Genomic DNA, 17,526 nt, shown 5'->3' with positions numbered 1-17,526 from the left:
AGCCCACTTTGGATCCTTTTTCCCTCCTGTCCCCCGTATCATTTCTCGCACTACGCAATGAGCAAGAGACGGACATGAGCGACACCACCACGCTGCACTACCTCGACTACGCCGCCACGACGCCCGCCGATCCGCGCGTGATCGACGCGATGACGGCCTGCCTCGGCTTCGACGGCATCTTCGGCAACCCCGCATCGAGCTCGCACGCCGCCGGCCGGCTGGCGAAAGACAAGGTCGAGCAGGCCCGCGCGCAAGTCGCCGCGCTGATCGGCGCGGATGCCGACGAAATCGTCTGGACGTCGGGCGCCACCGAATCGAACAACCTCGCGCTGAAGGGCTATGCGGAAAACGCGACCGGCAAGCGGCACCTGATCACGAGCCGCATCGAGCACAAGGCCATTCTCGACACGATGGCGAACCTGTCGAAGCATGGCGCGTCGGTCACGTTCGTCACACCCACGCGCGACGGCGAAATCACCGCCGACGCGGTCGCTGCCGCAATCGGCCCCGACACGGGCCTCGTGTCGCTGATGCTCGTGAACAACGAACTCGGCACGCTGACCGATATCGGCGCGATCTCGCGCATCGTGCATGCGGCGGGCGCGCTGCTCCACGTCGACGCCGCGCAGGCGCTCGGCAAGACGCCGATCGACGTGCGCGCGCTCGGCATCGACATGCTGTCGATGTCCGCGCACAAGGTGTACGGCCCGAAGGGCATCGGCGCGCTGTTCGTGCGCCGCGACATCGCGAACCGGATCGCGCCGCAGATCCACGGCGGCGGGCACGAACGCGGGTTGCGCTCGGGCACGCTCGCCACGCACCAGATCGTCGGCATGGGCGTGGCGTGCGAACTGGCCGCCGAAAAGCTCGACGGCGAAACCGCGCGGATCGCGGCGCTCGGCGCCCGCCTGACGGATGCGCTGGTCGCACTCGGCGACGTCACGCAGAACGCGGCCGCCGCGCGCCGCATCCCGCACACGCTGAGCCTCACCGTGAATGCGCCCGGCTTCTTCCCGTTCATGCTCGGCGAAGCGCTGGCCGTGTCGTCGACGTCCGCATGCAACTCGACCAGCGGCGCACCGTCGCACGTGCTGACCGCGATCGGCCTCGATGCGCAGACGGCAGGCCGCACCGTGCGCGTGAGCTTCGGCCGCTTCACGACGGAGCAGGACGTCGACTTCGCGATCGCCTGTTTCCGCAGCGCGATCGAACAGTGTCGCGCGACGGCGTCGAACGGCTTCTCCGCGTCGCGGCAGATCACGCCGGCCGACCTGAAGGCGATCCGCACTGCCGGCTTCCGCTCGATCATCTGCAACCGGCCGGACGGCGAAGGCGACGCACATCCGGCGTTCGACGAAATCGCCGCGGCGGCCCGCGAACTGGGCCTCGAAGCACGCTACCTGCCGGTCGAGCGCGACCGCATCGGCGACGCGGAGATCGACGCATTCGGTGAACTGGTCGACACGCTGCCGAAGCCGGTGCTCGCGTACTGCCGCAGCGGCAGCCGCTCCAGCATGCTGTGGAATCGCCTGTCCGCCCGACGCTCGGCGCTGGCCTCGGCGTGAACCCGTCGCGCGGGTGGTGTCGCCGCTCTGCTGCTCGCCGGTCGCGTTCGACACGCACCGGCTCGTAACGCTCAGCAACTTCACCGGCGTCGATGGCGGCGCTGCGCGCGCCAGGCCGTCTGGCGCCTGTCGTTCATCTTCCGGCGGCCGGTGCGAAGCATGTCGCACCGGCCGCCGCCCTGCCTGCTACGTCACTCGTCCTGCTGGTCCTGCTGCGCCTGCACCTGCCGCTGCCGGATGAACTGCCGCACGTCGTTCATCGTCACGCGGCCGGTGTGCTTCGCATCGATCTCGTCGAAGTGCTTCGACACGAAGCCGAGACCGTTGCTCTGCGCCTGCGCCTTCGTCACGGCCGCGCCGTTGCTCAGCACCGTATTGGCACCGAGCCGCGCATCGACACGCTGCTGCGCCTGCTGCTGCAGCGTCGCGCCGGTCGACGGCAACACCGGCGCCGCGCGCGTGGCAGGAAAGAACGGCCCGTCGACACCGTGCCCGCCGCGCGGCAGCTTCACCGGCGCCACCGCCTGCGGCGGCAACGCGTAGGCACTGCTCATCACGGCACCGAGCACGATCAACGGGGACATACGCCGCATCAATTTGATTAGGGACATGATCGCTCGCATTCAATGGATGAAGAGAGGGTTCCTTTGACAAGGAGTCCGTCGCTCGGGGCCGCTCACGGCGCCGCCGCCAGCGTCGTCCCGGCGGTCGCGCCGGGGACGCTGCCGGTCGGTACGCTCGGCGGGTTTTCATCCGGCCACGGCGGCGGCAGCGTATGCAGCGTCAGCGCCGTCGGAATCCGCGCGCCCTTGTAGAACGTCTTCAGGTCCCGCTTCATCTGCGGACGGGCGACGTCGTCCAGGTAGATCATGTGGCCGCCCTGGAAGAAGTTCACCTGCAGCTTCGGATTCAGGCCCTTCACCGTCTGCAGCCGCGCGAGTTGCTTCTCGGTGTTGAAGAACGGCGTCGCGAGATCGTGGAATCCGTTCTCCGCGAGCACACGAAGCTTCGGGTTGAGCTGCAGCGCACCGAGCAGATCTGGGATCGTGTCGGGCATCGGCTGGCCGTCGTGCGAGAAGTCCCAGACCTCGATGATGTTGTCGTTCAGCGGCAGGTAGGTCGCGTTCGGTGCGGTGTAGCCGAGGTAATCCGGCATCTGCGTCGCGAGCGCGTTCGTGAACGGCTGCGAAATCAGGATATCGGACGGATCGCCGTCGTCCTGCAGCCGCGGATCGGAGTTCGGCAACGACACGCGGCCGTCATACCGGCCGATCGTCGTGCCGGGCAGCAGGCTCGTGCCGAACGGATTCGCGTTGAAGTAGCCGCGCAGCGCCTGTTGCGTGAGGCTCGACGGGATCGACCACAGCTTCAGCGTCGCATCGCTCGGGAACACCGGCGTGCCGAGCGCATCCGGAATGCCGAGCTGGCTCAACACCCACGACTGCGAATACTTCTGCAGCTGGTTGTAGATCAGCGTCGTGAACAGTTCCGTCTGCAGTGCGTACAGATCCTGGTTCACCGGCGCCGGCGACACCTGGTTGAAGTACGCCGCGACCGCCGCATAGCCGGGCAGATAGCCGGCCACCGTATCGGTGTCGAGCAGCAGCCCTTCCGTCGACTGCGTGATCGCGACCGCCTCCACCGCATCCGCGAAGTAGTTCAGGATCGCCGACTGCAGCACGATGCCCGTCAGGTGCACGCCGGCCGATTCGAGCGCGAGCGCGAGCATGTCGGTACGCGGCGTGCCGTACGATTCGCCGTACAGGTAGATCGGCGACGTGCCGCGGCTGTTGACGTTCAGGTAGCGCTGGATGAAGTCGCGCATGATGTTCACGTCCGCATCGGAACCCCAGTACTTCTGGTTGGTGTTCGGCAACACGGCTTCCGACAGCCCGGTGCCGGGCGGGTCGATGAACACGAGGTCGGTGGTATCGATCAGGCTTTCGGCGTTGTCGACGAGCGGATAGTTCGGCCAGTTGCTGCCGAACAGCGGATCGGGCGTGGCGACGCGGGTCGGCGCGAACGAGCCGAGCCGCAGCCAGATCGACGACGAGCCGGGGCCGCCGTTGTAGACGAACGTGACGGGGCGCGGCTTGCCGTTCGTGCTCGGCGCGGTGTACGCGACATACGACATCGACGCTTCCGCATTGCCGTTCGCGTCCTGCGCGGTCAGGTGGCCGGTGGTCGTCGTGTAGTTGACGGTCGTGCCGCCGTTCTTCCACTGGTAATGCATGACGGCCGCTTTCTCGGACACCTGCGCGGGCGCGAGGCCGTCGGTCGCATTCATCGAATACGCGACCGGGTCGACGTACGGCTGGTTGGCCGGCGTCTGCGCGCCGGCCGCCTGTTGCGCGCCGGCCTGTGCGCTGGCGGTGGCTTGCGCGAGGCTCGACGCGCCGACGGACGACGAATCGTCGCCGCCGCACGCGGCGAGCGCCAAGGTCATGACGGTCAATGCACCTAGCCCGGCCAACCGGCCGTGACGGCCACGGCGGCTGCCGGTACAGCTCCTGTCTGGTTTCATCTCTGTCCTTTGGTTCGGATACCGCTTCACACAGGCCGCCAACGCCTGCGAAACGCGCAGACCGACCCGCCACTCGCGTTGCACGGTCGGCAGTCGGCGGTTGGGGATTGGACTTCTAAGAGACTGAACTTGATACAGACACAGCAAACTGCTGGCGAGATTGGTGCTCGGACGCCCCCTGCAGTTTGGACAACTTTTATATGACCCAAATTTATGACAACACAAAAATAGGCGGTGCTGCGCCGCGTTGTCAAAGATCATTCGGATATTAAAAATCCCGCGATAATGCTAACGGCGGACAGTGTCTGCCAATTGAAAGAAAGCGGGATTATTTGTGCGTTGCGGGCTTTATCGGCAATCATTCGCCGGAATCGGCGCTTTTGCCGTATGGAACGGAATCCTTTGCCGGCGTTGATGCAGCGCCTCGCAAGCCTTCAGATCGCCGGGATTATTCTTTCATTTTAATTATCAGCGACCGATTAATTCTGCATGACTGCAGAGATGGCCCGCCATTCAATGATTCGAGCGCTTCAATCGTTATTCGATCATTCGCGCGACGCCATCCATAAAATACCGATTTCTGCCATTCCGTAAAAATTCAGTGGCATTATTTACTCGCGACACGCGCGGCCGGCCGCGTTGCGACGACGCGCGGCATGCAAACCCGCCGCACCGCAGATCACGCGGTCGCGTACGCGCACGACCGAAGCATACGAAGTGCCGATCGGTTCGAACATCGAGGAGTGCGAACGGTTGGATGCTTCGCAGCAGATGATCGAAAACGACACGTACGTGACGTCGCCGCGCGCACGCCGCTTGCTACCCCGCATGTCGCAAGCATCCGCCGCGCCCGCGCGTTCCCCGCCCGACGAACGGAGACCGAAGCGCAAGCTTGCCGAAAGCGACCCGCTCGGCTAGACTGCTTTCCGTCTTTGGGGAGTAGCCAGCTTTCCGCCCCCGGAAAGCGAACGCGTCAACACACTCGGCCTGCGGCCGTGGCGCGTTCGGCCTGATCGGCTTGGCGAGACCATGGGCGCATCGCGTCGTTCCTGGTCGGACGTCGGCGGATGTGCCATGGTTCGTCAGCGTCCGACCACGGAGTCCCCATGTTCGTCCCCGCTCTCTCCTCACATGCCGCCGCTGCCTGCGGAGGTGCCGCATGACCTTGATGTTCGTCGAACTGGCGTTCATGCTGGTCGTCATCCTCGTCGCCGCCGAAGTCTTCACCAATGCGCTCGAACATCTCGGCGAACGTCTGAAGATTTCCGAAGGCGTCACCGGGTCGCTGTTCGCGGCCGTCGGCACCGCACTGCCCGAAACGATGGTGCCGCTGCTCGCGCTGGCGGGCGGCACCGCGAACCAGGCCGTGAACGAGGAGATCGGCGTCGGCGCGATTCTCGGCGCGCCGCTGATGCTCGCGACGCTCACCACGTTCCTGATGACGCTCGCGGTGATCCGCTCGCGCGGGCTGCGCGGCACGATCGCGCCCGAACGCACGGGCTTCGTGCGCGACATGAACACCTTCCTCGCCGCGTTCTCGCTCGCCACCGTCGCGATGTTCGTTCCGCATCACAACTGGGCCGTGCGCGGGCTGCTCGCGGTGATGCTGGTCGGCATCTACGTGATGTACGTGGCGATGACGTTCCGCGCGTCAAGCCAGCTCGTCGATGCCGGGCACGGCACCGAGGCGCCGCATGCGATGTTCCTGGCGCGTACGGGCCTGCCGACCAACCTGGCGACCATCGCGCTGCAATTGTTGCTCGGCGTCGCGCTGCTGGTCGGCGGTGCGAAGGGTTTCATTCACGGCGTGGAAGGCGTGTCGCACGCGCTCGGCGTGTCGGCACTGCTGCTGTCGCTGATCATCGTGCCGATCGCGACGGAATTGCCGGAAAAGATCAACAGCGTGCTGTGGATTCGCCGCGGGAAGGATACGCTCGCGTTCGGCAACATCACCGGCGCGATGGTGTTCCAGGGCACGCTGCTGCCGGCGATCGGCATCATGCTGACGCCGTGGGAGCCGCGCCCCGAAGTGCTGACCGGCGTGATCATCACGCTCGCGGCGGCCGTGTGGCTGCGCATCAATGCGCGCACGCGCGGGCTCGCGGTTTGGGCGTTGCTCGCGAACGGCGCGGGCTATGCGGCGTACCTGGTGCTGGCGCTGACGCGCTGAACGCGTCGGGCTGTGTCAGGCCGCGTTCGGCCGCGCGTCGCCCTGCAGCACCTGCTGCACCGCCGGCCGCGCCCGCACCCGCTCGTACCACGCGCGCAGATGCGCATACCGGGTGAGGTCGATATCCGCGTGGTACACGGAGCGCATCCATGCGGCCTTGCCCCAGCCTGTCAGCGCGAACAGGTACGCATCGGCGACCGTGAACGTGTCGCCCGTCAGGAACGCGTTGCCGTCAAGCTGGCGGTCGATCCACGCAAAGCGACTGTCGAGCTTCGTTCTCGCCGGGTCGACGTACTGCCCCGCCTGCACCGCATACAGCAGCGGAATGAAACCCTTGTGGATTTCCGCGGTGAGGAAGTTCAGCCACTCCATCAGCCGATAGCGGGCGAGCGTGCCGTACGCGGGCGCAAGTGCGGCGTGCGGACACAGATCCGCGAGATACTGCGCGATCGCCGGCCCTTCGCGCAGCAGCGTGCCGTCGTCGAGTTCGAGCAGCGGCACGTAGCCGAGTTCGGTCACGTCGTAGTAGTTGCGTCCGTCCTCGAGCACATGCTTGCGCGGGTCGACCTTGACGATCTCCGCGTCGAGGCCGCCTTCGCGCAGCACGATGCAGATGGCCTGCGAACAGCTGCCGGGAGCGTGATAGAGCTTCATGCGTGTCCTTCGTTTCGTTGTCCGTGTATCGATTCGCCGCGACGCGGGCGCTACTATCTCGCATCGGCGCAGCGCCGGGAAGACGGCAGTCGTTTGTGCCGTAGTCACAAAAAATTTACCGACCAGGGTTCAGCAGGATGAAAACGAGTGCGACAGGTTGTTCCGTTGAAGAAGCGATGCGCCTGCTCGGCGGCCGTTGGCGGCTGCTGCTGGTGTCGTACCTGCTCGACGGGCCGCGGCGCTTCAGCGACCTGCGGCGCGACATGCCCGGCATCTCGCAGCGGATGCTGACTCTCGACCTGCGCGCACTAGAGGACGCCGGGCTCGTGCGGCGCACCGTCTATCCGGAAGTGCCGGTGCGGGTCGAGTACGATCTGAGCGCGGACGGCGACCGGCTGCGGCCGGTGGTCGACGTGATGCGCGAATTCGGGCTGTGGCTGAAGGCGCGCGACGCCGATGCGCCGTGCGATGCCGCTTCGACGCCCGACGCCGCGACTGCGATCGAAACGGCAACCCGCTCCCCCCGATAACCCCGATAACCCCGATAACCCCGATAACCCATTACCCAGGAACCCCCGTTCATGGAACTCCATGCCACCATCGGCGCGGCAACGTCCGACCTCGACGACGACGACAGCTTCGCCAACATCTACTGCCACGATGCGGAGCAGGACTATTGCTTCGCGCTGTCGCGCTTTCCGGACGACGCGCTGATCGAGGTGATGGTGCGCGACCAGATCAACGCGCGCGTGAAGGATCTGTCGGTGCGCCTGACCGACACCGCGATCGTCGTCGAACTCGAACCCGCCGTCGCCGCACGGCTCGACGGCCACACGCGCTACGTGATCCATCTCGCGCCCGGCCAGTACGATCCGGTCGCACTGCGCGCCGCGCTGAAGGAAATCTTCGTCGGCAAGAGCGGTTACCAGGACGACAGCGCACCCAGCTAGGCATCGCCGGCCCGTTCATCCCCGCCGTCGCTCCCGCGCCTGCCCGTGACGCGCTCGTCGCCCTTTCCCACATAGTGAGCGCGTGACGTCCCATTAATAGGGATGCCTGTTCAAATGTTGACGCACCGCGCGCCACGGCTCTAACGTTCGCTCCAAAGCTATTCGATCCGGCCGCCCCGCTCGCGGGCGATGGCCGGGCACAGAACACAGGAGACGATCGTGGCCCCTTCCGCGTCACGCACCCATGCCAACCCGCCGGAACGACAGCCCGCCCACGCCGGCGCCGCATCCGACGCCGCCGCCCGCGCACCCGCGGCACAGACCGCGCAGCCGAGCCGCAAGCGCCTGCTGATCCTCGCGCTGCTGTTCGTCACCGTCGTGATCAACTATCTCGACCGCAGCAACCTGTCGATCGCCGCGCCCGCGCTGTTCAAGGAGCTGAATATCGATCCGGTGCGCGCGGGCCTCGTGTTCTCCGCGTTCGGCTGGACCTATGCGCTGATGCAGATTCCGGGCGGCTGGCTCGTCGACAAGGTGTCGCCGCGCATGCTGTATGCGGGCGCGCTCGCGCTGTGGTCGGCCGCGACGCTGCTGCTCGGTTTCGCGGGTTCGTTCGTCGGGCTGATCGTGCTGCGCCTCGCGGTCGGCGCGCTCGAAGCGCCGGCCTATCCGATCAACAATCGCGTGGTGACGACCTGGTTCCCGACCCGCGAACGCGCGAGCGCGATCGGCGGCTACACGTCGGGCCAGTTCGTCGGCCTCGCGTTCCTCACGCCGGTGCTCGCGTGGCTGCAGGTGCATCTCGGCTGGCACATGGTGTTCGTCGCGACCGGCCTTGCCGGCATCGCATGGGCCGCGATCTGGTATGCGGTGTATCGCGAGCCGCGCGCGTTCCGTGGCGTCAACGCGGCCGAGATCGCGCTGATCCGCGACGGCGGCGGGCTCGTCGATCTCGAGGACCGCGTCGCGGCGCGCAGCGAGCGCGCACCGTCGACGTGGCGCGACCTCGGCGTCGTGCTCGGCCGGCGCAAGCTGTGGGGCATCTACCTCGGCCAGTTCGCGCTGAACTCGACGCTGTGGTTCTTCCTCACGTGGTTCCCGACCTACCTCGTCAAGTATCGCGGCATGGACTTCATCAAGTCGGGCTTCCTCGCGTCGCTGCCGTTCCTCGCCGCGTTCGTCGGCGTGCTGTGCTCGGGCGTGCTGTCGGACTGGCTGATGCGCCGCGGCGCGTCGCAGGGCTTCGCGCGCAAGCTGCCGATCATCTCGGGGCTGCTGATCTCGACCTGCATCATCGGCGCGAACTACGTGACGTCGACGGGCTGGGTGATCGCGTTCATGACGATCGCGTTCTTCGGCAACGGCTTCGCGTCGATCACGTGGTCGCTCGTGTCGGGGCTCGCGCCCGCGCGGCTGCTCGGCCTCACGGGCGGCGTGTTCAACCTGATCGGCAACCTGTCGGCGATCGCCACGCCGATCGTGATCGGCCTGCTCGTGGACGGCGCGGACTTCTCGCGCGCGATCACCTACATCGCCGCAATGGCGCTTGCCGGCAGCCTGTCGTACGGGTTGCTGGTCGGCAAGGTCGAACGCATCGACGCATGAGCGTGCGCGCGGCACGGGCAACCCGCCCACGCCGCGCCACCGGCCCGCATCCGGCGGATCAGAACCGCTGAAACCCGTCGCGCGCGAGCGCGTACGGCGTGCCGGCCACGTAGTCGAGCGCGCACGCGTCGGTATCGATGCCGACGGTCAGCAGCGTTTCCCAGCGCTCGGTGTCGGGCATCGACAGGTCCGGATGGAAGCACACCACCGCCTGGTCGCCGGCCGCCCCGCACATCGCCGCCGCGCGCGCACGCACGTCGGCGCCCGTCATCCCGCTCACGACGTCGTTCAGGTGCGCGAAGCGTTCGCGCGTGGTCGAGCTGTCGGGCATGCACTCGCCGCCGCTCAACGCGCGATCTAGGAAGTGGTTCGTATGCAGCAGCCAGCCGTCCGGACGCGGCACCACGACGCCGACGCCCGACGGGCTCAGCTCGATGCTCGCCGCGCGCGGGTTCGCGTCGTGCCGCGTGAACGCGGTCAGCACCGTCGATGCGCTCACGCGCGCGGTGCGCGCGATGTCGATCGCTTCCTGCACCGTCGTCGCGTCTTCGAGCAGCCGTCGTGCGATCGCGTGCACGGGCACGCCCCCGCCGTCGTTGTCGCTCGCGTGATGCAGGATGTTGAAGTGCAGCCCGAGCCCCGCGTCGTTCACGCCGAGTTTCGCGAGCATCCCGCATTCGGTGAACAGCTTGACGGTGCGGCCGTGCGGCGTGGCGAACCGCATCAGCAGCCCCTGCGGCGCGAGGCTGTCGTGCCAGTCCCACGTCTGCAGCGTGCGTGGTGCGTGCGGGCCGGCCGGCGCGTAGACCGTCGTCGAGCACTCGCCTTCGGCCGACGCGGGCGCGGTGGCGAGAATCTCGGTGCGCGCGTTCAGGCACGCGAGCTGCCAGCGCGGCAGGTCGACGCCGTCGGCGATCGCGTCGACTTCGGCGGCCAGACGCGGGCACCACGCGCCGAGCGCGGCGACGCTCGCTTCGCCGATCTCCCGCGCCCGCTGCGGCGCGATGCCGAGCTTCGGGAAGAACGCGAGATACAGCGCGACCGTTTCGCGGATCGCCGGCGCGAAGCGCTCGCCGATCAGGCGGCCGCGCTCGCGCGGATCGGTGACGTCGGTCACGAAGGTGTGCAGCTTCAAGGTCGAATCTCCTGTGTGTGGGATGCGTTCCGGGCCCGCGCGGCCCGCAACGGGATGCGTCGTGCAACTGACCGACCGGCACACGCGCCGGCCGGAGCGGAAAAAGCGGTCAGAACGAATAGATGAACTGCATCCCGGCCAGGTCGTTGCTGCGCGAGTACGACCCGTCGTTCTTCACGAATACCGGATGGTTCGCCGCGTCGTGCCGGTATTCGAGCTTCACGGTGATCTGCTGCGTCGGATAGAACAGCAGGTCGGCCGTGATCGCATAGCGCTGCGCGCCCTTGCACTCGGTGCCGTTCGTCGACGAACCCTGGAAGCACGCCGGATCGATGCCGAAGCCGCTCGACCCGTTCACCGACGGATTGCCGCCCGCGAGCCCGTACTGGATGTTCGTGCCGCCGCCGCCGTTCGACGTGTTGTTCAGGTAGTCGAAGCGCAGCGTCGCACCCATGCGGCCGACCCACGACGTCGTCCACTTGGTATGGCCGAGCAGCGACATCCCGTACCAGCGCGCGGTGCCGCCGTTCCATGCGCCCTTCTGCAGTTCGCCGTAGTCCACCTGTGCGTTGACCTGCGTCTTGTCGTGCGTATAGGTGACGTCGGCTTCCACGTACTTGTAGAGGCCGGTCGGCGACGAACCGTTGCACTGGTAGCCGTAACCGCCCGCCTGCGCGCACGGCGAGAACAGCGACTGCCGGCCGAGCATCCCGGACACGCCGAAGTCGAACGCGGTCGACGTCGCGTTGTCGAAGCGCGCGGTGATCGTCGGCGTCCAGTTGGTTTTCGTCGTGTTGTTCGCCGCGTTCGCGATCGCGCCGGCGGTGCGCAGCACCTCGTTGCCGATCACGACCTGCCAGAAGCGCGTCATCGCCGCGTTGGAGCCCTTCAGCCCGACGCCGATCAGGTTGCCCGGCTCGCTGAAGTCGTACAGCAGTCCGTGCGTGAGCGTCAGCATCTGCGTCGACGGCTGCACCTCGTAGCCGGCGAGGCTCGGCATCATCCCGATCTCGAACGTGCGCGTCGTGCTGAGCGGCACGGTAACCACCGCCTGCGTGACGATGTTGTTGCCGACGCCGCCGTGCGAATTGCTGAACACGTTGCCGAAACCGCGGTTCGGCTGGATCACGACCTCCGCCGACGGCGCCATCGGGCCGACGCCGAAGGTCTTCTTGATGTCGAGGTAGACGTCGCCGATCGTGCTGTTGAAGTAGTCGTACGCGCCCGGGTCGTGATTCAGGAACTGGAAGCCGGACGTGCGCTGCGCGCGGTTGAACAGGTACACCGGATCGACGTAGCCGGTGATGCTCAGGCCCGCGAGCGGGCCGGTGGTCGCCGCTTCCTGCAGCGAGTCGACCTTCAGCGATGCGTTCGCGATCTGCTCGCGCATCTGCTGCAGGTCGTCGTTCGTGAAGGCCGGCGCTGCATCGGCGGCCGGTGCGGCAGCCGTTGCCGCGCCGGCGGGCTGCGCCGCCAGCATGCTCGCGCGCAGTTCGTTCACCTGCTGCTGCAGCGCGGTGACCTGCGCCTGCAGCGCCTGCATCCTGCTCGCGTCGGTTGCCCGCGGCGTGTGCGCGAATGCGCAAGCCGCTTCGAACGCAAGCACGCACAGCGCCGTCATGTGTGTGATTTTCATGGTGTGGGTGGTCGTCGGGACGCGCGCGCCCCCGCCCGCTGCGATCAGCGGCGGGGCGCACGAAAGGTACATGGGAGTGAAAAGACGCAGCGGCCGGCTTACTCGGTCTTCAGCTTCGTCCAGAGCCGGTTCTGCAGGCGCATCAGCTCGGGCGGCACCGGCTTGCTGAGGCTCAGCCTGCGGATCACGTCGGCGGGCGGGAACACGGCCGGATCGCTCGTCACTTCGGCGCGCACCAGATGCCGCGACGACGGCACGGCCGACGGATACGACGTGTCGTTCGTCAGGTTCGCGCTCTCCTTCTCCGACAGCACGAAGTTGACGAACTTCAGCGCGGCGTCGGGATGCGGCGCATCCTTCGGCACCGCCATCATGTCGAACCACATCGCGCTGCCTTCGGTCGGGATCACGTACTTGATGTGATACGGCTTCTTCGCGGCGGCGGCCGCGATCCGCGCGGAGTTCACGTCGCCTGACCAGCCCAGCGCGAGGCAGATGTCGCCGCCCGCGAGATCGTTGATGTAGCTGCTCGAATTGAACTGCGTGATGTACGGCCGCACCGTCTTCAGCAGCTCGTACGCGGCCTGGTAGTCGGCCGGGTTCGTCGTGTTCGGGTCCTTCTTCAGATAGACGAACGCCATCCCGAACGCATCGACCGGCGAATCGAGCACCGAGACGCCGCAGTGCTTCAGCTTCTGCGCGTATTTCGGATCGAACAGCAGCGCCCAGCTGTCGAGCGGCGCGTCGTTGCCGAGCGCGGCCTTCACCTTCTCGACGTTCATCCCGAGGCCATCCGTGCCCCACGTCCACGGAATGCCGAACTGGTTGCCCGGGTCGTCCTTCGCGAGCACCTTCATGATGTCCGGATCGAGCAGCCCGTAGTTCGGCACCTGGCTTTTGTCGATCTTGCGGTAGAGGCCGGCCTGCAGCTGCCGCGCCCAGAAGATGTCGGACGGCACGACGACGTCGTAGCCCGACGTGCCCGACAGCAGCTTCGCCTGCAGCGTCTCGTTCGAATCGAACTCCTGATAGACCACCTTGATGCCGGTCGCCTTCTCGAAGTTCGCGATGGTCGCCTTGCCGATCGAGTTGCCCCAGTTGTACACGTTGACGACGTCCGCCGCGTGCGCGGCCGGCATGCCGGCCCACAGGCAGCCGCCCAGCGCGAGCGCCGCGCATGCCGTTCCCAGATGCTTGCCCCAATCCCCTGCCATGGTTTCCTCCGTCGATGTCGTGATCCGCTCGTGACGAGCGGTGTGTGCTTCGGTCCGGGAAAATGTAGCCAGAGGAAATTGGCCGGTCTGCCCTGCCAATAGGGGGACACGCCGCACAATCGGCGCGTCCGGTTCCGGCCGGATGCGCGGGCCGACGAACGGCGCAAGCCGGTTGAAAGCCTCCGCCGTCGCTTCGTCAGGCCGGGCCGGGCCAGCCGGGCCGACGCTCAGGATGCCTGCACGCCGGTACGCACGCCGAAGTCGTCGCCCACGTGCGTGATGCGCCCGCCCATCATCGTCAGCGCGACGTCGATGCGGCCGATGTCGTACTGGCCGACTTCGAACAGGTCGTTTTCGAGCACGACGAGATCCGCGCGCTTGCCGCGCGTGAGCGAGCCGACTTCGTGCTCCATCCCGAGCTGGTACGCGCCGTGTATCGTGTACGCGGCGATCAGTTGCGGAATGCTCAGGCGCTCGGCGATGTCCGGGAACACCGGCGCATCGGGCTCGCCGGCAAGCTGGCGCGTATGGCCCGACTCGATGTGTTCGAGCGGCTTGTGCTGGCAGCGGCACTGGCACGCGAGGCCATCCATGCCGATCGACACCGTCACGCCTGCGTCGACGAACGTGCGGAACTTGTACATGTTGCTCCATCGCTCGTGGCCGTAGTGGTCGCGCAACTGCTCGGTGTACGCGTCGACCACGCCCCACTGCAGCTGCGTGTTCGCCATCACGCCGGCGCGGCGAAAGCGCGGGATGTCGTCCGGATGCGTGAGGAACGCATGCGTGATCACGTGGCGGCGATCGCGCGGCGGGTTCGTGCGGTTGACCGCGTCGAAGCCGTCGAGCGCCATCCGCACGGCCGCGTCGCCCACGCAATGCACCATCACGTTCGCGTTCGCACGATCGGCTTCGACCAGGTAGCGGTTGAACGTCTCGGCCGGCATCGTCGGCGCGCCGCGGGTGTCCGGGCGGTCCGCGTACGGTTCGAGCAGGTACGCGGTGTGGTTCGCCTCGGTGCCGTCGAGGAACAGCTTCAGCGCGCGCGCCTTCACGAGCGGCGAATCGTACCGCTCGCGGTATTCGACGAGCGTGCCGACGGGGTCGTCAGCCTCGCCGATCACCGCGACGCTGCCCACCACGCGCAGCTTCAGGTCGCCCGCGCGCTCCATCGTCTGCAGCGTCTCGTACAGCAGCGACTGGTCGCCGCTCGCGTCGAAGAAGCCCGCGTCGAACACGGTCGTCACGCCGGCCGCGCACAGCTTCTTCTGCCACGGCGGGATCGATTTCAGGTACAGGTCGATGCCGGTCGGCAGCAGGCCGGCCGCGCTGATCCGCTGCAACACCAGCGAATACGCGGCGCCGTCGACGATCAGGCCGGTCGGCTCTCCGGTCACCGCATCCTTCTCGAACCAGCTCGCGCCTTCCTGCACCGGCGGCGTCGCCGCATCGATGCCGGCGATCTCCAGCGCCTTCGAGTTCACCCACATCGAATGGAAGTCGGTCGACAGCAGGCACACCGGGCGATCCGCGCAGATCGCGTCGAGCGTCTGCCTGCGCAGCAGCGCGGGCGGAATCGTCGCCTGCACCCAGCCCATCCCGGTGATCGCCGGCTCGTCCGGGTGCGAGTCGACGTACGCGCGCAGCGCGGCGAGCACCTTCTGCGGATCCTCGTAGTTCACGAACGCCTGGAACGCGAACGCGGTCGTCTCGAAGTGCCAGTGCGATTCGACGAAGCCCGGCAGCACGAGCCGGCCGGCCGCATCGACGACCTTCGTGTCCGCCCCGACGCAAGCCTGCACGGCCGCCGTATCGCCGACGAAAACGATCCGGCCGTCGCGCACGGCGACGGCCTGCGCCCACGGCCGGTGCGGATCGACGGTGTAGACCTTCGCGTTGGTCAGAACGAAATCCGCCGGCGTCGAATCCGTTGCGGCGGGCGTCGGTTGCATCTGCATGGCCTGTCCTTTCTGTTGATCAGGTTTTCGAAGTGCTTTCACTATAGGCAGACGATTCGCGGCGGTATGCCCCCCCGCCGCCGGGGCTTCGGCGAATTCCGGCCGCCGCGCGCGCAGGCTTGTCGTCGTTTTGGGGACAACGCTTGAAATTCGTGGGGCCGATCCGGTGAATTCCCGGCTGACGCGTGCACGGCGTTCGCGTAACGTCGCGCTGTCCCCTGACCGCCGATGCCCGACCATGCGACTTCTCCAGCCCGACCCGGCCGCCCGCGGCCACTACCTGATCGGCGTGCGCCCAGACACGCTCGGCGCGACGCTGCGCGCGGTCGGCACGCCGGATTTCGTCGGCGCGGTCACCGAGTTCGTCAACGACAGCATCGACGCCGACGCCGTGCACCTCGAACGCTGGCGCGCGGATGCGGGCAGCACGTCGGGCTTCGTCGTCGAATGGCTCGGCAGCGGCAGCCTGCGTTTCGCGGCCGATACGCTGCGCGTGATGGATGTCTACTATCAGGACTACTGCCTCGCCGACCCGCTGGTCGTGCCGCTGCGCGGCAAGCCCGGCACGCTGCTCGTGCAGCGCGACGTGGAAGGCATCGCGCAGGGCGAATTCCGCCGCCGGATCTTCGACGAACCGGGCATCGCGCAGGAATGCATGCTCGTGCACGGCAACGCGCACCTGCAATACGCGCTCGGGCTCGCGCGCACCGTCGGGCGGCCCGCGTTCACGAGGGACGAGCTGTTCCATTTCAGGCAGATGGTCGACCTGCTGTTCCCGATGTTCGAGCTGCATGCGCGCAGCTGCGCGGCGCGGCGCGTGGCGTCGGGCACGGTGAATACCGCGTCGCAGGCGCGCTTCGACGCGCGCCTCGAACGGCAGGACGTGCAACTGTCGCGCCGCGAGCACGAAATCTGCCGGCTGATGCTGTGCGGGCGCTCGGTGCCCGAGGCCGCGCAGCAGCTCGACGTGAAGTTGTCGACGGCCGAGTCGTACGTGAAGCGCGCGTTCGCGAAGCTCGGCGTGCGCACGCGCCGCGAGCTGTTCGACTGGGCGCTGGTCGATTGTTGAACGCGCGCCGTGCGTGGCCCTAAGCGGCCAGCGCGGCCGCCTTGATGTTGAACGCGCGCAGCAGATCCTCGCAGAACGCATCGACGATCGGCTTGTCGCTCGCGCTGCGCTTCATCGCGAGATGCAGCGGCACGTCGAAGCTGAACGTCGTGCGTCCGACGGCCTTCACGAGCCCGCGCTGCTCGAACGGCTCCGCGTAGTGCGCGGGCAGGTAGCCGAGATGGCCGCCCGACAGGATCAGGATCGTCGCGGCCTCGATGCTGTCCGCGCTCGCGGTCACGCGGCGCTCGGGCAGCGGATACTGCTCCTCCGGCACCGGATAGGTGCGCCATACCCAGTCGTGCTGTTGCAGATCGTCCGCCGTCACCGGCCGCGACGCATGGAACAGCGGATGCCCGCGCCCGCAGTAGATCACCTGCTGCTCGGTGAAGAGCGGCGTGTACAGCAGCCCCGGCACGCGATGCCAGAAATAGCCGATCGCGAGATCGAGCTGGTTGTTCACGAGGCTTTCCTCGAGTTCCTGCGGCGACGCGACCTTCATCGCGAACGTGACGGCCTGGTCGCGCTTGCGGAATGCGCCGATCGCATCGGCCACGCGCGCGTTCTCGACGAGCGGCGCCTGGCCGATCAGGCCGATCGACAGCGTGCCGACCAGCTTGCGGTCGATGTCGCGCACCCGCGCGACGAATTCGGAAGTGGCCGCGACGAGCGTGCGCGCGGTAGCCGCGAAGCGTTCGCCCTTCGACGTCAGGCGAAAGCCGCCGCGCCCGCGATCGCACAGCTTGAAGCCGACGCGTGCTTCGAGCGCCGACAGCTGCGTGCTGATGGTCGACTGCCGCACGCCGAGCGACGCCTCGGCGGCCGTGATGCCGCGTGCGTCGACGACGGCCAGAAAGACCCGGATGAGCCGGAGATCGAGATCGGAGGTATTCGAGAACATGCTTCAAGCCGCTGCGCGTGTGCGCGTTGCCGGGCCGGCGCGACACGCATCGCACGTCGCGCCGGGCGCCTTCGCCGATGAACCGAACCGGACGCGCGCCGCCATC

Annotated in this window: 14 protein-coding genes and 1 riboswitch; of the genes, 6 read left to right on the top strand and 8 right to left on the bottom strand. The window is 67.3% G+C overall.

Annotation, left to right across the window (positions count from 1 at the left end; all coding sequences use genetic code 11):
• The first annotated feature begins 74 nt into the window (after positions 1 to 74).
• Positions 75 to 1,565: an aminotransferase class V-fold PLP-dependent enzyme gene (locus HWX08_RS21795; protein WP_174921534.1), complete on the top strand. Its 1,491-nt coding sequence runs from the start codon at positions 75 to 77 to the stop codon at positions 1,563 to 1,565.
• 191 nt (positions 1,566 to 1,756) lie between these two features.
• Here HWX08_RS21795 and HWX08_RS21790 read toward each other — a convergent pair whose 3' ends face one another.
• Entirely contained in the window at positions 1,757 to 2,188 is a 432-nt protein-coding gene (locus tag HWX08_RS21790) for a 2-oxoglutarate dehydrogenase (RefSeq protein WP_069259080.1), read from the bottom strand.
• A 53-nt stretch (positions 2,189 to 2,241) separates the two neighbouring features.
• Complete coding sequence (locus HWX08_RS21785; RefSeq protein ID WP_069259079.1) at positions 2,242 to 4,089, bottom strand: S10 family serine carboxypeptidase-like protein; 1,848 nt, start codon at positions 4,087 to 4,089, stop codon at positions 2,242 to 2,244.
• Between the two features lie 922 nt (positions 4,090 to 5,011).
• Positions 5,012 to 5,180: riboswitch (yybP-ykoY riboswitch) on the top strand.
• A gap of 68 nt (positions 5,181 to 5,248) precedes the next feature.
• Between HWX08_RS21785 and HWX08_RS21780 the strand changes: the two genes are divergently transcribed.
• On the top strand, positions 5,249 to 6,259 hold the full coding sequence (locus HWX08_RS21780; RefSeq protein ID WP_174921533.1) for a sodium:calcium antiporter: 1,011 nt from the start codon (positions 5,249 to 5,251) through the stop codon (positions 6,257 to 6,259).
• A gap of 15 nt (positions 6,260 to 6,274) precedes the next feature.
• Here HWX08_RS21780 and HWX08_RS21775 read toward each other — a convergent pair whose 3' ends face one another.
• Positions 6,275 to 6,913, bottom strand: coding sequence for a glutathione S-transferase C-terminal domain-containing protein (locus HWX08_RS21775; protein ID WP_174921532.1), 639 nt, complete (start codon positions 6,911 to 6,913; stop codon positions 6,275 to 6,277).
• Between the two features lie 137 nt (positions 6,914 to 7,050).
• Between HWX08_RS21775 and HWX08_RS21770 the strand changes: the two genes are divergently transcribed.
• From HWX08_RS21770 to HWX08_RS21760, 3 genes are all read left to right on the top strand, one after another.
• Positions 7,051 to 7,443, top strand: coding sequence for a winged helix-turn-helix transcriptional regulator (locus tag HWX08_RS21770; protein ID WP_069259075.1), 393 nt, complete (start codon positions 7,051 to 7,053; stop codon positions 7,441 to 7,443).
• A gap of 51 nt (positions 7,444 to 7,494) precedes the next feature.
• Positions 7,495 to 7,863 (top strand): hypothetical protein, encoded by a 369-nt coding sequence (locus HWX08_RS21765; RefSeq protein WP_174921531.1) that lies wholly within the window; start codon positions 7,495 to 7,497, stop codon positions 7,861 to 7,863.
• Positions 7,864 to 8,082: 219 nt separating this feature from the next.
• Positions 8,083 to 9,468, top strand: coding sequence for an MFS transporter (locus tag HWX08_RS21760; RefSeq protein WP_069259073.1), 1,386 nt, complete (start codon positions 8,083 to 8,085; stop codon positions 9,466 to 9,468).
• A 58-nt stretch (positions 9,469 to 9,526) separates the two neighbouring features.
• Here the strand turns inward: HWX08_RS21760 and HWX08_RS21755 are convergent, their stop codons facing one another.
• The 4 genes from HWX08_RS21755 to HWX08_RS21740 form a co-directional block, all read right to left on the bottom strand.
• Positions 9,527 to 10,603 carry a C45 family autoproteolytic acyltransferase/hydrolase gene (locus tag HWX08_RS21755; protein WP_174921530.1) on the bottom strand — a complete coding sequence of 359 codons (1,077 nt, stop codon included), beginning with the start codon at positions 10,601 to 10,603 and terminating at the stop codon, positions 9,527 to 9,529.
• A gap of 109 nt (positions 10,604 to 10,712) precedes the next feature.
• A complete protein-coding gene (locus tag HWX08_RS21750; protein ID WP_174921529.1) occupies positions 10,713 to 12,239 on the bottom strand; it encodes a DUF3138 family protein in 1,527 nt (508 codons plus the stop codon).
• Between the two features lie 98 nt (positions 12,240 to 12,337).
• Positions 12,338 to 13,453: a polyamine ABC transporter substrate-binding protein gene (locus tag HWX08_RS21745; RefSeq protein WP_069259071.1), complete on the bottom strand. Its 1,116-nt coding sequence runs from the start codon at positions 13,451 to 13,453 to the stop codon at positions 12,338 to 12,340.
• 227 nt (positions 13,454 to 13,680) lie between these two features.
• On the bottom strand, positions 13,681 to 15,411 hold the full coding sequence (locus tag HWX08_RS21740; RefSeq protein WP_174921528.1) for an amidohydrolase: 1,731 nt from the start codon (positions 15,409 to 15,411) through the stop codon (positions 13,681 to 13,683).
• 238 nt (positions 15,412 to 15,649) lie between these two features.
• Between HWX08_RS21740 and HWX08_RS21735 the strand changes: the two genes are divergently transcribed.
• On the top strand, positions 15,650 to 16,480 hold the full coding sequence (locus tag HWX08_RS21735; protein WP_069259069.1) for a helix-turn-helix transcriptional regulator: 831 nt from the start codon (positions 15,650 to 15,652) through the stop codon (positions 16,478 to 16,480).
• Between the two features lie 19 nt (positions 16,481 to 16,499).
• On the opposite strand, the gene HWX08_RS21730 is transcribed toward HWX08_RS21735, so the two are convergent.
• Positions 16,500 to 17,420: a LysR family transcriptional regulator gene (locus tag HWX08_RS21730; RefSeq protein ID WP_069259068.1), complete on the bottom strand. Its 921-nt coding sequence runs from the start codon at positions 17,418 to 17,420 to the stop codon at positions 16,500 to 16,502.
• Positions 17,421 to 17,526 lie beyond the last annotated feature (106 nt).

The organism is Burkholderia metallica (genome assembly GCF_902832845.1).
GTDB lineage: Bacteria > Pseudomonadota > Gammaproteobacteria > Burkholderiales > Burkholderiaceae > Burkholderia > Burkholderia metallica.
The sequence above is the reverse complement of the archived record's forward strand: the minus strand, read 5'-3'. Positions and strand labels throughout refer to the sequence as shown.